This window comes from Sphingobium sp. C100 (genome assembly GCF_000508185.1).
In the GTDB taxonomy this organism is placed as follows: Bacteria; Pseudomonadota; Alphaproteobacteria; order Sphingomonadales; family Sphingomonadaceae; genus Sphingobium.
The window spans coordinates 21,781-36,392 of record NZ_AYOY01000142.1; the positions used below are offsets into that span (position 1 = coordinate 21,781).

Sequence of the window (14,612 nt, forward strand, 5' to 3'; positions counted from 1 at the left end):
CGCCAGGGCGGAAGGATCAAGCTTGACCGGCTATAAGGACGGATATTGGTGGTCACCCGATGGGCTGCGGCTCCATTATCGGGATTATCCAGCAACAGGAGCAGGTAGCGATGACGGGCGCCCGCCCTTGTTGTGCCTGCCGGGCCTGACCCGCAATGCCCGCGATTTCGAGCCGCTGGCCGGCCGACTGGCTGGCGAATGGCGGCTCATCTGCCCGGACATGCGCGGCCGCGCCGAAAGCGCCTATGCCAAGGATGCGATGACCTATGTCCCGCTGAGCTATTTGCAGGACATCAGCCGATTGCTGGCGGACCTCGCCATCACGCGCTTCGTCGCGGTCGGCACTTCGCTGGGCGGGCTTATCACCATGTTGATCGCCGCGACTCATCGTGAATGGCTGGCTGGCGCCGTGCTTAACGATGTCGGCCCGGCGCTGGATGATGCGGGACTGGATCGTATCCGGTCCTATGTCGGCGTCGGTCAGTCGCACCCCACCTGGGTCCATGCCGCCCGCGCCCTGGCGGAGGCGAATGCCGACGTCTATCCGGGCTATGGCCTGGAGCAATGGATCGCCATGGCCAAGCGTCTCTATCGCCTCAACAGCGGCGGGCGCATCGTGCTGGACTATGACATGAAGATCGCCGAACCGATCCGCGCCATGGGCAGCGAGGCGGGGGTCGATATGTGGCCGGTGATGCAGGCGTTTCGCGGTATCCCAACGCTGCTGCTGCGCGGTGAACGGTCCGACCTGCTGAGCGTCGCCAGCGCCCGGCGCATGGTCGGGGAAATTGGCGAAGGCGCCGAACTGGTTACGGTGCCCGATGTCGGTCACGCCCCGGCGCTGGATGAACCCGAAAGCGCGGCGGCGATCGACCGGCTGCTCGATCGGGTGTTGCGTGGCTGAACCGCCCCATATTCTCCACGTCCATGGCAGCTTCACCCTGGGCGGCAAGGAAGCGCGCGCGGTGCGCCTGATGAATATCTGGGGCGACAAGGCGCGGCACAGCATCGTCAGCGCCGATCCCGATGCGCTGGGCGCGCGCGCGGCGATCGACCCGGCGATCCGGGTCGATTTCCCCGATGGCCCGTCCTTCGCCGGCAAGCCGGGCCTTGCCCGCTATCGCCAGATCAGGGCGTTTCTCAAGACGTTCGACCTGATCCTGACCTATAATTGGGGATCGATGGATGCGGTCATGGCGCATCGGCTGGCCGGGCCATCGGCCGCCCTGCCGCCGCTGATCCATCATGAAGATGGTTTCAACGCCGACGAAATCGATCGGCTGAAGACCAAGCGTAACCTGTTCCGCAGGGTCGCTCTGCAAAAGGCGCAGGGGCTGGTGGTGCCATCGGTCCGGCTGGAGGGCATTGCCCGCACGGTGTGGAAACAGCCCGCGCGCAAGGTGCATCTGATCCGCAACGGCATCGACGTCGCCCGCTATGCCGATCCCCCAGCGCCCGACGCCATGCCCGGCCTGATCCGCACGCCCGGCAAGCTGCTGGTCGGCACGCTCGCCGGTCTGCGGGCAGTTAAGAATATCCCGCGTCTGGTCCGCGCCGTCGCCGCGCATCGGGACCGGCTGCAACTGGTGGTGGTGGGCGAGGGGCCGGAGCGCGACGCGATCGTCGCGGAAGCCGCGGCGCATGGCCTGGACGACCTTTATATGGCCGGCTTCATGGACCGTCCCTGGCGCTTCGTCGGCCTGTTCGACATTTTCGCCCTGTCGTCCGACAGCGAACAATTTCCGATCTCGCTGGTGGAAGCGATGGCGGCCGGAATTCCCGCTGCGTCGATGGATGTCGGCGACGTCGCCGACATGGTCGCGCCGGAGAACCGGGCCTTTGTGGTGCGGGACGAGGCGGGGCTGGCACAGGCGCTGGGCGCGCTGGCCGCCGACCCCGATCTGCGGGTCAGGCTGGGGGCCGCCAACCGCGCCCGCGCCGGCCGGGATTTCGCCGAGGAAACCATGGTGGATGCTTATGCGTCCTTATATGGCGAGGCTCTGGCCAGCCCCTTGATTTTGCGCTAGGGCCGCGCGAAATTCGTCGCAGGCAGTTAATGCTGCTATAGGGTTGTTTTTTACCCGGTCGCGGGGGGCCGGTCCGTTTTGCGGGAGATATCGTTGTTCAAGGGGTTGAAGCCCATCGTCTATGGTGGCCGTGAAGTATGGCCGCTGGTCGAAGGCGGCAAGGGCGTTGCCGTATCCAACCACGCCAGTTCGGGCGCCTGGGCGGCCGCTGGCGGCATCGGTACGGTGTCGGCGGTCAATGCCGACAGCTATGACAGTTTCGGTAATGTCATCCCCCAAATCTATCATGGCCGCACCCGCCGGGACCGGCATGAGGAACTGATCGCCTATGCCGTTGACGGCGCGGTCGAGCAGGTAAAGCGCGCGTTCGAAATCGCCGGCGGCAAGGGCGCGATCAACATCAATGTGCTGTGGGAAATGGGCGGCGCGCAGCGCGTCCTCCATGGCGTGCTCGAAAAGACGCGCGGCATGGTGGCCGGCGTCACCTGCGGCGCGGGGATGCCCTATAAGCTGAGCGAGATCGCGGCATCCTATGGCGTGTCCTACCTCCCCATCGTGTCCTCCGGCCGCGCCTTCCGCGCATTGTGGAAGCGCGCTTATTCCAAGGCGTCGGAATGGCTGGCGGCGGTGGTCTATGAAGATCCCTGGCTGGCTGGCGGCCATAACGGCCTGTCCAACGCCGAAGACCCGCGCGCGCCCCAGGACCCCTATCCCCGCGTCCGCGACCTGCGCGCGACCATGCGCGAAGGCGGTATTTCGGATGATGTGCCGATCGTCATGGCGGGCGGCGTCTGGGCGCTCAAGGACTGGAACGACTGGATCGACAATCCCGAACTGGGCGCGATCATGTTCCAGTTCGGCACCCGTCCGCTGCTGACGCAGGAAAGCCCAATCCCCCAGCTGTGGAAAGAACGGCTGATGCAACTGGAGCCGGGCGACGTGCTGTTGCACCGTTTTTCGCCCACCGGCTTCTACAGTTCGGCGGTCCGCAATCCCTTCCTGCGCCAGCTTGAAGCGCGGTCGGAACGGCAGATCCCCTTCAGCACCGAACAGGCGGGCGATCATACGCACCAGCTTGACGCGGGCGTGAAGGGCAAGAATTTCTGGGTCACGCTGGGCGATCTGATGCGCGCGCGCGAATGGGTGGGGCAGGGCTTCACCGCCGCGCTCAAGACGCCGGACAATACGCTGGTCTTCGTGACCGAGGAGGAACGGTCGGAAATCCGCAAGGACCAGGCCGACTGCATGGGTTGCCTGTCGCAATGCGCCTTTTCCAGCTGGATGGACAGCGAGACCAACTCGACCGGTCGTCTGGCCGACCCACGCAGCTTCTGCATCCAGAAGTCGCTCCAGGAAGCCGTCCATGGCGGCGATCTCGACAAGAATCTGCTGTTCGCGGGCCATGGCGCCTATAAGTTCAAGCAGGATCCCTTTTATTCGAACGGGTTCGTGCCGACCGTGAAGCAACTGGTCGACCGCATCCTGACGGGCGACTGATGGCGTCCGATATGGTTGGCGATATGGTTGGCGATATTCAGGGGCTGGCGGTGCTGCATTATGACACGCCGCATTTCGAAATGGTGCGGCCGGGGCAGTTCGTGCTGTGCGCCGTGTCCGGCGCGCGGATCGACCTTGAAGACCTCAAATATTGGAGCGCGGAGTTTCAGGAAGCCTATCGCGGGCCGGAAGAAGCGACTCGCGCTTTTCTGAAGCATCGCGCCTCCGGGCAGGGCTGAACCGGCTGGGCGACTATGGTTGCGATCCCATTTTGGGTTGGCGCACGGCTCCGATATTTCGAGGGGCATGGAATGGTCATTCATCGCCCTCACGATGCGCTTCGCCGCAACTTTGCTGTTCCGCCGGGGTGAAAACTGTTGTAATCCTTCCTGAGAGGCGACGAGAGAGCGCCGAGGGTGGAAGGATGTCTGCTAATGTCTCGTATCGACATTTTTGGTGATCGTATTTGTATCATATCGAGCCTGCTGATCGTCGGCTGGTTTCTCTACAGCATCATAGCCTGATCGCGTTCCGGTCGCCCGCTGTCGGGGTGGTCGGGGCCGCGCTATCGGGCCCGAAGTGTGTCCGTCATTTGCATGAGTTTTTGGAGAAATCATTTTGTTCAGCCATGTCATGGTCGGCTCGGAAAATCTGGATCGCTCCAGGGCCTTTTACGATGCCCTGTTCACGGCCGTCGGCGGGAAGCCGGCGGTAACCGATGAAAAGGGTCGGTTGATCTATATGCATGATGGCGCGGTGTTCATGGTGACCCGCCCGATCGACGGAGAGCCAGCCTGTCATGCCAATGGCGGCACGATCGGCTTTGCGATGGCGTCGCCCGACCAGGCGGATGCCTGGCACGCGGCCGGCGTCGCGGCGGGGGGCACGGCGTGCGAGGACCCGCCGGGCGTAAGGGAAGGCGGGTTTGGCACGCTGTACCTCGCCTATTTGCGCGATCCCGACGGCAACAAGCTATGCGGTCTGCACCGGGTCGGCTGAGCCTGACCCGATCGGCAAAGACGTTCGATCCCCCTAGGTAGATCACCGGGCTTCACGCCCATGTTATTTTGACGAATAAGACCCCGACCCGCGTCACCAAAGGCTGAAGCACTGGGTATCGCATCGACCTCGCCAGGTGCCGTGTTCCCTTGTTCGAGGAGAAGAGGATGACACGCAAAACCGTCGATCGCCCGCGTCCACGCCGCACGGACGAAGTGCCGGAGGAAATCTACATTCCTCATCCGTCCTGGACCCGCCCGAACCGCGAGCCGGTGGCGAATGACGTTCTGGCGCCCGGTGAATTCTGGGCGAAGCTCGGCCTTTAAGGCGGTTAGCGGAAAACCACGGTCTTGCCGCCGTTCAGCAGCACGCGCCGGTCGGCGATCCAGCCCACCGCGCGGGCCAGCACCTGCGCTTCGATGTCGCGGCCGATGCGGATCATGTCGTCGGCGGTGGCGCGATGGTCGATGCGTTCGACCGCCTGTTCGATGATCGGCCCTTCGTCCAGGTCGGCGGTGACGAAATGGGCGGTCGCGCCGATCAGCTTGACGCCCCGTTCATGCGCGCGGTGATAGGGGCGGGCGCCCTTGAAGCCGGGCAGGAAGCTGTGGTGGATGTTCACGCAGCGCCCCGCCATCCGTTCGACCAGGCCTTCCGATAATATCTGCATATAGCGGGCCAGGATCAGATAGTCGGACCGGCCGCGATCGAATATGTCGAGCAGCGCGGCTTCCTGCCTGGCCTTGTCGCCATTGGACGGCAACTCATGATAGGGGATGCCGTGCCATTCGGTGATGCGACGCATGTCGGGGTGGTTGGACACCACGCCCATGATGTCGACCGTCAGCATTCCGGTCTGCCAGCGATGGAGCAGGTCGGCCAGGCAATGCGATCCTTTCGACACGGCGATCAGCATCCGGGGCCGGTGGCTCGCTTCGGTCAGGGACCAGTCCATGGCGAAGCCCTCACCGATGTCGGCAAAGTCGGCGCGCAGCCCGTCGGTATCGCGCATCCTCTCGTCGGTCGCCTCGAACGCGACGCGCATGAAGAACAGGCCGGCCTCGCGGTCGGCATATTGCTGGCTATCGGTGATGAAGCCGCCGCGCTCCGCCAGGAAACGGCTGACCGCCGCGACGATGCCGACGCGATCGGCGCAGACCAGGGTCAGCACCCAGGATGAAACGACAGGATCTGGCAACGGCCCCTCCGATAATGATGGGAAGCCGTTGCCCTAACCCGTTCAGCTGTTCAACCCGTTAACCGGCACCGCCGCCACCCCGTCCGCTTCGAAACTGGCGATGGGATAAGCGCAATAATCGGCGGCATAATAGGCGCTGGGGCGGTGATTGCCGGACGCGCCCAGGCCGCCAAAGGGCATGTTGCCGGCCGCGCCCGTGGTCGGGCGATTGCGGTTGACGACCCCGGCGCGGCTTTCCTCCACCACGCGCCGCCACAGCGCCTCGTCCTGCGAGATCAGCCCGGCGGACAGGCCGAAGCTGGTGGCGTTGGCGGTGGCGATCGCGGCGTCGAAATGAGGCACCCGCATGATGGTCAGCACCGGCGCGAAAATCTCCGCATCGGGCGCGTCCACGCCGGTCACGTCAAGCAGGGCCGGGGTGACGAAGGCGGCGCTGCGATCCTGCACGCCGTCGAACGGACGGATCACCTGCGCGCCCCGCGCGATCAGGTCGCTGACGGCGCGATGCGCTGCGGCGGCGGCCTGATCCGACACCAGCGGTCCCATGAAGGCTTCGCCCGGCTCGTTCCACGCCGCGATCGGCAACCGGGCCGCCAGGGCGGCGGTCGCCTCGACGATGGCGTCGCCCACCGCGCCTTCCGGCACGATCAGCCGGCGTGCGCAGGAACAGCGCTGGCCGGTGGTGATGAAGGCCGAATTGACGATGATCGATGCGGCCGCTTCCGGGCTGTCCCAGGCGATCAGCGGGTTGTTGCCGCCCAGTTCCAGCGCCATGATGACATGCGGCCGATCAATGAGCGCGCGGCGCAGCGCGGCGCCCGCGCCCGCCGATCCGGTGAAGAGCAACCCGTCAATGTCGCCCGCGACCAGCGCCTCGCCAGTGGCGCGGCCACCCTGCACGACGGTCAGCAGCCCATCGGGCAGGCCCGCCGCCGCCCAGGCTTCGGCCATCGCTGCGCCAGTGGCGGGCGTGATTTCCGATGGCTTGAACAGCACGGCGTTACCCGCGATCAGCGCGGGGACGATATGGCCGTTGGGCAGATGGCCGGGGAAATTATAGGGGCCAAGCACCGCCATCACACCATGGCCGCGATGGCGCAGCACCGCGCGGCCAAAGGGCATGTCAGCGGCCCGTTCCCCGGTGCGTTCGGCATGGGCCTTGATCGACACCGCCACCTTGGCGATCATCGATCCCACTTCGGCGTCGCTTTCCCACAGCAGCTTGCCCGTTTCGCGGGCGATGAGCTGCGCCAGCATCGCGCGGCGCTCTTCCAGCACCTCGGCATAGCGGCGCACCACGGCGATTCGCTGATCGACCGGCAGCGCGCGCCAGCCGGGCAGGGCGGCGCGGGCGGTGGCGATGGCGTGGCGGCAATCATCGGCGTTCGCGACCGGGCCTTCCCAGACCAGTTCGCGCGAGGCCGGATCGAAGGACTGCAGCATCATGCTCACCGTGCGGCGCTTTCTTGCGCGCTGGTCATCGCGAAGATGCCGGTGGCGTTGCCGGTGTCGAAGGCCAGGTCGATCCGGCCCGTCTCCGGGTCGATGTCGCGGCTGATGAATTCGTAAAAGGATCCGGGCACTTGCCGCCACTCTCCGTCGGCGAACAGCCGTTCGACGCTGTCGGCGCGAAAGGCGGTCTGGCGCACCCGGCCAGTGGCGGATATTTCCAGCTTCTCCTTCATCGGCCGGTCCTCGGCCTTCAGCCGGTCGGCCAGCGCGGCGACGTCTGTCACCCGGTCGGTCGCGTGATTGAAGGCATTGCCCTCCGTCGCGATCCAGGCGGCTTCGTTGGAGCGGGAGAGGAGCAGTTGATAGTCCGCGAATGCGGGCAGTTCATGCTGGCGATCAAACGCCGCGAGGATGGTCGGCAGGGCCATAACCGCGACAGCGAAAGCGACAGCTTCACCGGCTGCGTAGCGATCCAGCACCGCCTTGGCATCCGCGTCCAGCGGATCGCGAGAGGTGCCGAAGACACGGGCCGCCGCCGCGCCGAATTCCGCGTCGAACCGGTCGACATGCAGTTCGGACAGGAAGAATTGCGGGATCGCATCGGGATAGTCGCGATGACGATAGGCGCGGCCGGTCATCTTCAGCCGGTCGAGCGGATAGACGGCCGCCATTTCATAGCCGAGCGGCAGGAAGATACGGGTGAACGCATCCTCGCCACCGGGCAGGGCGCCGGTCGGGCCGTCGGGAAAGCGGATGGCGCGCAGCGCGCCATGGTCGAACATCACCTTGCCGCCGCGCGCCAGCGCGTCGGCGACATAGGCGTCGCCGCTCGGCACCCGGCGCAGCAGGTCGTGGAACAGGGCGATGTTGAGCGCCATGGCAAAGGCGGCGCGCGATACCGTTTCGCCGCGCTCCGCCAGCAGGGCGGGGTCGATCGCCAGCATGTCCAGCGTGCGGCGGCCGGTCGCTTCGCCCAGGGTGGCGACGACCAGCCTCTCTATCGTACCCATATTCTCATTCGACATATATACGCTCCGGGATGACAGCCGCCTTATCGCAGGATAGACGGGATTTTCAAAATGGCGACCAGTCATCTGTTGATGCGAGTTTGGAATGAGCAATATCCGCAAATGGTTGCCGCCGATGAACGCGCTGACCGCGTTCGAGGCAGCCGTGCGCCATGGCGGCTTTTCCCGCGCGGGCGCGCAGATCGGCCTGACCCAGAGCGCCGTCAGCCGGCAGATCGCGGCGCTGGAGGACTGGTTGCAGGCGCCGCTGTTCGACCGGATCGGGCGGCGGGTGCGGCTGAACGAAGCGGGGCAGGCCTATGCCGACGAATTGTTGCCCGCGCTCGACGCCATCCGCCGGGCGACCGCGCGCGCGTCGGCGCGGCCGTCGCAGACCGCGCTGCGCGTCGCGACCCTGCCCAGTTTCGGGATGCGCTGGCTCGCGCCGCGCCCGCCGCAACTGACCGCGCGCCATCCCGACCTGGTGATCGACTTCGCCGCCCGCTCGCAACCCTTTGATTTCGGGCATGAGGATTTCGACGCGGCTGTCCATTTCGGTGTCGCGGAAGAATGGCCGGGGGTGGCGATGGACTTTCTGTTCCGCGAGGAAGCGGTGCCGGTCTGCGCCCCCGCCTGGCTGGCGGCGCATCCGCTGCGGGAGCCGGCCGACCTGTTGCAGGTGCCGCTGCTCAGCCAGACATCGCGTCGCGACGCCTGGCCGCGCTGGCTGGCGGCGGCGGGGGTGGATGCGTCCGGGTTGGCGCCGGGGCCGGCCTTCGAACATTTCCTGATGTTGGCGCAGGCGTCGGCGGCCGGTGCCGGCGTGGCGCTGATCCCCAGCTTCCTCATCCGCCCGGAGCTGGAGGCGGGGACGCTCGTCATCCCGTTCGCCCGGCCGATGTCGAGCGAACAGGCCTATTATCTGGTCTATCCGCCCGAGGCGCTGGCCAGTCCCGCGGTCGCGCAGTTTCGCGACTGGATGCTGGAACAGGCCGCCGGGCGGTAGATCAGTTCTTCTTGGGGAAGCAGTCGGCGCCCGCCGCCTTGATCCGGCCGCACAGCCGTTCGGCATCGCCGCTGCTGGCGAGCGGCCCGGCCTGAAGGCGGGTGATGCTGCCGGCGCGCACCAGATAGGGCTGATAGGCGGACAGGCCGGAAACCTTGCCGGTCAGGCTGTTCCATAGCGCGCGGGCGCTGCCTTCCTGACTGAAGGCGCCAAGCTGCACGCGCCAGTCGCCCGACGCCGCCGGCGCGGGAACGGACGCGGCCGGCTTGAGTGCGGGTTGGGGCGCAGGCTGGGGCGCGGGTTGCGGTGTCGCCCTGGGTGGCGGTGGCGTCGCGGCGGCTTGCTGCACCGGCGGCTTGGGCGCGGCCGGAGTCGGCGCTGGCGCGGCGGTAACGGGCGGCCCTGACGCGGGAATGTCCGTCGTGCGAACGGCGGAAGATGAAGGCCGGAAGTCGGGGCGGGATTGGGGCCGGATGGGGGCGGCCGGCGCGCTGGCCAGCGAGTCGCCCTTATTCTTTTCCAGGCTCGCCGCCATGGTCAGCCCCTGCTTGCGCTGCTCCTCGGGAATATATTTGTCCATCTGCTCCAGGCTGGTCGCCGCCTGGGGCAGGCCCGACGCCGACGCGCGGCTCATCAGCGCATAGGCGCGCACCCAATCCTTGCCGATCAGGTCGCCGTTGAACAGCGCGGTGCCGACGATATATTGCGCGCGCGCTTCGCCCCGCATCGCCGCGCGTTGCAGATAGGGCATGGCGTTGGCGCGATCGCCCTGCTGGAACATCAGCAGGCCCAGATTGTCTTCGGCGCGCAAATGCCCCTGGGCTGCGGCCTTGCGATACCAGTCGAGCGCGACATTCAGGTCCGGCTGCACGCCCCGGCCCAGCTTATAGGCCTGGCCCATGTTGAATTGCGCGTCGGGATCGCCCGATTGCGCCAGCGGCCGCCATTCGGCGATCGCCCTGGCATAGTCGCCCTGCTGCCAGGCGTCGACGCCCGCTTTCACATCGGCGTGGGCGGGCATGGCGACGCCCAACATCGCGGCGAACATCGCCAGCCCCAACATGTGCTTTTGCTGCATGTGTCCATGCTCCTGACCAATAGCGTTCCCGCCCGTCTATGGGCAAACAAGGTTAATGTCCTGTTAGCGCGGCGCGCCACAGTCAAAGTCGCTCTTTGGTGCAGTTAACCAAATTTTAGGCGCGCTCGTGGCACTCCAGCCCGGAATTGAATTTCTGTGGGGGAATTGCGTGCGGATTCTGGCTTTGGCATCGCAGAAGGGCGGGTCGGGAAAGACCACCTTGTCGGGGCATCTGGCCGTGCAGGCGCAGCGCGCCGGGGCGGGGCCGGTCGTGCTGATCGACATTGATCCGCAAGGCTCGCTCGCCGACTGGTGGAACGAGCGCGAGGCCGAATTCCCCGCCTTCGCCCAGACGACAGTCGCCCGGCTTGCCGCCGACCTTGAGATATTGCGTCAGCAGGGCTTCAAGCTCGCGGTCATCGACACGCCGCCCGCCATCACCATGGCGATCCAGAGCGTGATTTCCGTCGCCGAACTGATCGTCGTGCCGACCCGGCCCAGCCCGCACGACCTGCGCGCCGTGGGCGCCACGGTCGACCTGTGCGAACGCGCAGGCAAGCCGCTGATCTTCGTCGTCAACGCCGCCACGCCCAAGGCGCGAATCACGTCCGAAGCCGCCGTCGCGCTGTCCCAGCATGGCACGGTCGCGCCGGTCACGCTGCATCACCGCACCGATTTCGCCGCGTCGATGATCGACGGCCGCACGGTGATGGAGGTCGATCCCAAGGGGCGGTCGGCCGGCGAGGTCGAGGCGCTGTGGTCCTATGTTTCGGACCGGCTGGAAAAGAATTTCCGCCGCACGGTCTTTTCCGTGCCCCATGGCAGCGTCGGCACCGTCGCTGCGCGTCCCGTCGGCGGTGGCTTCGGCCGCCGCGTGATGGGCCAGTAAGAGGAGGACCGGTGATGGCCGAACCCAAGCCGCTCGCATCGCTCACCTCTGGCCTGTTGGCGCGCAAGGGCGCGGCGCAGCCCGCCATGCGCCGTCCCATGCTCGGCTATGGCCGCGGGCCGGCGACAGCCCTGCAACAGGATGATCTGGGCTGGAACGACATGGGCTTCGACGTGGAGCCCACGCCGCAGCCGATGGAACAGCCGCCGGTCGCGATCGGCCTTACCCCGATGAGCGCCACGCTGAGCGTGCCGGTCCCGGCGGTGGTGACCGAACGCGAGGAACTGGCCGAACGGATCGGCGCTCAGGCCGAGGCCGTGGAGCCTGAGCCGACAGCGCAGCCCGAACCGACGGCGCAGCCCGAACCGGTGGTCGAGCAGACCAAGGCGCCGGTGAAGCGCGCCAGGGCGCCCGCAGGGGACCGCAAGGCCGCCTTCACGCTGCGCCTCGACGCCGGGCGCCATCTCAAGCTGCGGCTTGCCAGCGCCGTGACCGGCCGCTCCGCGCAGCAGATGGTCACGCAGGCGCTGGACGATTTTCTCACGACCCTGCCGGAAATCGACCGGCTGGCCGAACAGTTGCCGCAGTCGCGGCGCAAGATGACGAAGGGTGGGTAAGATGATGAAGCGCACGACGTTCGGAAAGGCGGCGGTTTCATCGCTGATCGTCGCCACGACCATGGTCGGTTGCACGGGGGCGGCGTTTCATCCTCGCGCGTCGGTCTCCCAGCCCAAGGGCGATCCCGCGAAACTCGCCGGGAAGGCGGCCGAGGCGTTGAAGGACCGCCATGCCGGCGACGCTGTGAAGGCGGCGGAGGCCGCCGTCCAGCTTGCGCCGCAAAATGCTGAATATCGCCAGTTGCTGGGCCGCGCCTATGTGCTGGCCGGGCGCTTCGCTTCGGCCGAAACCGCGCTGTCGGATGCGCTGGCGCTGGGTAGCAGCGACGCGCGGACGGTCGTCAGCCTGGCGCTGGTCCAGGTGGCGCAGGGACGGCCCGACGCCGCGCGCAGCCTGCTGGCCGGTCATGCCGAGGCAATCCCCGCGTCGGACTATGGTCTGGCGATGGCGATGGCCGGTGACGCGGACGAAGGCGTGCGTATCCTGTCCCAGGCGATCCGCGATCCGTCGGCCACCGCGCGCACGCGCCAGAACCTGGCCTATGCCTATGCGCTGGCCGGGCGGTGGAAGGATGCGCGGCTGGTCGTGGGCATGGATCTCGATCCGCTCGACGCCAACAAGCGGGTGACCCAATGGGCGCAGGTCGCCGCGCCGTCGCTCGCGCCGCAGCGCGTCGCCGCGCTGATGGGCGTCACCATGAACGAGGCGGATCAGGGACAGCCCACGATGTTGGCGCTGGCGCCAACTCCGGTTGCCGATCCGGTCGAAATGGCGGCGGCAGAACAACCCGCCGCGCCGCTACCCGAAGCGCTGACCCCGCAGCCAATTGCGGTCGCCGCCGCCGATCCGGCGCCACAGCCGCAAGTCAAGGCCGCGGCGATCAAGCGCATCGCCGCCCCGACCCGCGTTGCCGCGCGCGACTTCATCATCGAGGATCGCACCCACAAGCCGGCGCCCGCCAAGGCCGTCGCCCGGACGCAGCCGGCGGTCGCCACCCAGCCGGCAGCCCGGATGCAGCAGGCCGCCTTCATCAAGCCGGTCGGCAGTCCCAGCAACTGGGTGGTCCAGCTTGGCGCCTATGACAGCGCGCCGATCGCGCGGGAAAAATGGATGGCGATGGCCGGGCGCAACAATGCGCTGGCGGCCTTCCCCGTCCTGACGAGCCAGGCGACGGTCAACGGCAAACTCTATCATCGCCTTGCGATCAGCGGCTTTGCCAATCGGGGCGATGCGATGACCGCCTGCCGGATGATCCGGTCGCAGCATGGCCAATGTTTCGTGCGGGAAACCGCGCCGAACGCGACGCCGCAGCGCTGGGCCGTCGCGGGCCGGGGCCGCCAATACGCATCGCGCTGAACGTCCTTCCCCCTCCCAAGCGTGACTGAAGCGCGCGGAGCCAACCGGCTTCGCGCGCTTTTTTTTGGCGGGGCAGAGGGTGGGAAAAACTGGCTCCCCGAGTAGGAGTCGAACCTACGGCCATTCGATTAACAGTCGAATGCTCTACCGCTGAGCTATCGGGGAACGGCCCGGATTGCGCCGGGCAGGCGGCGCATATGCCGCGACGCGCCCGGATTGGCAAGAGAGCGGGATGCGAAAATCGGCGACCGATCCGGTCGCCCTTTCAGTCGGTTTCGCCGATAATGTCGGCAAAGAGTCGCGGATCGACATTCGCGCCGGAAATCACGATGGCGCGGTCGCCATCGGTGGCGGGCGCCTCGCCCGCGAGCAGGGCGGCGAGGGCGACCGCACCGCCCGGTTCGGCGACCAGCTTCAATGTCGAGAAAGCAAAGCGCATCGCGTGCCGCACCTGCGCGTCGCTCACCGCCAGGCCGCCCGCCAGCAGCGCCTTGTTGATCGGGAAGGTGAGCGCGCCGGGGCTGGGGGACAGCAGCGCGTCGCAGATGGAGCGGGCATCGTCGGTGACCCGTTCGCGCACGCCGCTGCGCAACGACCGGGCGGTGTCGTCGAACTGGTCGGGTTCGACACTGTAGATGGCGATGTCGGGATGCGTGGCCTTGACCGCGGTGGCGACGCCCGACAGCAGCCCGCCGCCGCCGCAACAGACGAGGATCTGGGCAACGTCCGCCCCGGCCTCGCTGGCCTGTGCCAATATTTCCAGCCCGACGCTGCCCTGGCCCGCCATCACATGGGGATCGTCGAAGGAGGGCACCAGCGTCGCGCCGCTTTGGGTGGCGAGGCGGGTGGCGATCTCCTCCCGGCTTTCGCGGATACGGTCATAGGGCACGATATGCGCGCCCAGCGCCTTTGTATTCGCGATTTTGATCGCAGGGGCGTCGGCGGGCATGACGATCGTGGCGGGAATGTCCAGCATCCGCGCGGCGCACGCGACGCCCTGCGCATGATTGCCGGACGACCAGGCGACCACGCCGGCGGTCCGCTCGGCCGCGCTCATCCGCGCCAGGCGATTATAGGCGCCCCGGAATTTGAACGATCCGGTATGCTGCGCCCCTTCGAACTTGATGAAGACCCGGCCGCCAACGCGTTCATTAAGCGCGCGATTTTCGATGAGCGGCGTGCGTATCGCCACGCCATTGAGCAGGCGAGCGGCGTCAAGGACGTCGGCGATCTGGATGGCGGGGAAACCGGGCATCAAACACTCCATGCGATACCCCATGACAGCCGGGGCCTTGCGCGCCTGTCTGCGGTTATCGATGATGGAGCGGAAAGAAAAGTGGCTCCCCGAGTAGGATTCGAACCTACGGCCATTCGATTAACAGTCGAATGCTCTACCGCTGAGCTATCGGGGAGCAACCCGGATTTTGCCGGGCAGGCCGCGCCTATAGCAGTGGCTTTCCGACAATGGCAAGCGTCAAATTACGG

Annotated in this window: 15 protein-coding genes and 2 tRNA genes; 10 read left to right on the forward strand and 7 right to left on the reverse strand. The window is 66.8% G+C overall.

Annotation, left to right across the window (positions count from 1 at the left end; translation table 11 throughout):
* The first annotated feature begins 22 nt into the window (after positions 1 to 22).
* The 6 genes from C100_RS35435 (at position 23) to C100_RS48855 (ending at position 4,849) form a co-directional block, all read left to right on the forward strand.
* Positions 23 to 904, forward strand: coding sequence for an alpha/beta fold hydrolase (locus C100_RS35435; protein ID WP_024019802.1), 882 nt, complete (start codon positions 23 to 25; stop codon positions 902 to 904).
* Complete coding sequence (locus tag C100_RS35440) at positions 846 to 2,027, forward strand: glycosyltransferase (protein ID WP_084625379.1); 1,182 nt, start codon at positions 846 to 848, stop codon at positions 2,025 to 2,027. The genes C100_RS35435 and C100_RS35440 overlap by 59 nt, the downstream gene beginning before the upstream one ends.
* Positions 2,028 to 2,120: 93 nt before the next feature.
* Complete coding sequence (locus tag C100_RS35445; protein WP_024019804.1) at positions 2,121 to 3,524, forward strand: NAD(P)H-dependent flavin oxidoreductase; 1,404 nt, start codon at positions 2,121 to 2,123, stop codon at positions 3,522 to 3,524.
* A 23-nt stretch (positions 3,525 to 3,547) separates the two neighbouring features.
* The gene (locus tag C100_RS35450; protein WP_031309397.1) at positions 3,548 to 3,763 is read left to right on the forward strand and encodes a DUF2093 domain-containing protein; all 216 of its coding nucleotides are present in this window, start codon (positions 3,548 to 3,550) and stop codon (positions 3,761 to 3,763) included.
* A gap of 379 nt (positions 3,764 to 4,142) precedes the next feature.
* On the forward strand, positions 4,143 to 4,523 hold the full coding sequence (locus tag C100_RS35455; protein WP_024019806.1) for a VOC family protein: 381 nt from the start codon (positions 4,143 to 4,145) through the stop codon (positions 4,521 to 4,523).
* A 167-nt stretch (positions 4,524 to 4,690) separates the two neighbouring features.
* Positions 4,691 to 4,849 (forward strand): hypothetical protein, encoded by a 159-nt coding sequence (locus tag C100_RS48855; RefSeq protein ID WP_024019807.1) that lies wholly within the window; start codon positions 4,691 to 4,693, stop codon positions 4,847 to 4,849.
* 5 nt (positions 4,850 to 4,854) lie between these two features.
* On the opposite strand, the gene purU is transcribed toward C100_RS48855, so the two are convergent.
* The 3 genes from purU to C100_RS35470 form a co-directional block, all read right to left on the reverse strand.
* Positions 4,855 to 5,694, reverse strand: a complete 840-nt coding sequence (gene purU / locus C100_RS35460; RefSeq protein WP_024019808.1) for a formyltetrahydrofolate deformylase — start codon at positions 5,692 to 5,694, stop codon at positions 4,855 to 4,857.
* 69 nt (positions 5,695 to 5,763) lie between these two features.
* A complete protein-coding gene (gene astD / locus C100_RS35465; RefSeq protein ID WP_031309401.1) occupies positions 5,764 to 7,167 on the reverse strand; it encodes a succinylglutamate-semialdehyde dehydrogenase in 1,404 nt (467 codons plus the stop codon).
* 2 nt (positions 7,168 to 7,169) lie between these two features.
* Positions 7,170 to 8,198: a 2-oxoadipate dioxygenase/decarboxylase family protein gene (locus C100_RS35470; RefSeq protein ID WP_031309402.1), complete on the reverse strand. Its 1,029-nt coding sequence runs from the start codon at positions 8,196 to 8,198 to the stop codon at positions 7,170 to 7,172.
* 88 nt (positions 8,199 to 8,286) lie between these two features.
* Here C100_RS35470 and gcvA point away from each other — a divergent pair, with 88 nt between their 5' ends.
* A complete protein-coding gene (gene gcvA, locus C100_RS35475) occupies positions 8,287 to 9,186 on the forward strand; it encodes a transcriptional regulator GcvA (RefSeq protein ID WP_024019811.1) in 900 nt (299 codons plus the stop codon).
* A 1-nt stretch (position 9,187) separates the two neighbouring features.
* Here gcvA and C100_RS35480 read toward each other — a convergent pair whose 3' ends face one another.
* On the reverse strand, positions 9,188 to 10,264 hold the full coding sequence (locus C100_RS35480) for an SPOR domain-containing protein (RefSeq protein WP_024019812.1): 1,077 nt from the start codon (positions 10,262 to 10,264) through the stop codon (positions 9,188 to 9,190).
* A gap of 169 nt (positions 10,265 to 10,433) precedes the next feature.
* Between C100_RS35480 and C100_RS35485 the strand changes: the two genes are divergently transcribed.
* Genes C100_RS35485 through C100_RS35495 form a run of 3 tightly spaced genes read left to right on the forward strand, consistent with a single transcriptional unit; the run spans position 10,434 to position 13,127 of the window.
* Positions 10,434 to 11,153, forward strand: a complete 720-nt coding sequence (locus C100_RS35485; protein ID WP_024019813.1) for a ParA family protein — start codon at positions 10,434 to 10,436, stop codon at positions 11,151 to 11,153.
* Positions 11,154 to 11,167: 14 nt separating this feature from the next.
* Entirely contained in the window at positions 11,168 to 11,770 is a 603-nt protein-coding gene (locus tag C100_RS35490) for a hypothetical protein (RefSeq protein WP_024019814.1), read from the forward strand.
* Positions 11,771 to 11,774: 4 nt separating this feature from the next.
* A complete protein-coding gene (locus C100_RS35495) occupies positions 11,775 to 13,127 on the forward strand; it encodes an SPOR domain-containing protein (protein ID WP_031309404.1) in 1,353 nt (450 codons plus the stop codon).
* A 90-nt stretch (positions 13,128 to 13,217) separates the two neighbouring features.
* Here C100_RS35495 and C100_RS35500 read toward each other — a convergent pair.
* The 3 genes from C100_RS35500 to C100_RS35510 form a co-directional block, all read right to left on the reverse strand.
* Positions 13,218 to 13,292, reverse strand: a tRNA-Asn gene (locus C100_RS35500).
* Between the two features lie 100 nt (positions 13,293 to 13,392).
* Positions 13,393 to 14,382, reverse strand: a complete 990-nt coding sequence (locus tag C100_RS35505) for a threonine ammonia-lyase (RefSeq protein WP_024019816.1) — start codon at positions 14,380 to 14,382, stop codon at positions 13,393 to 13,395.
* A gap of 82 nt (positions 14,383 to 14,464) precedes the next feature.
* A tRNA-Asn gene (locus C100_RS35510) sits at positions 14,465 to 14,539 on the reverse strand.
* Positions 14,540 to 14,612: the final 73 nt, after the last annotated feature.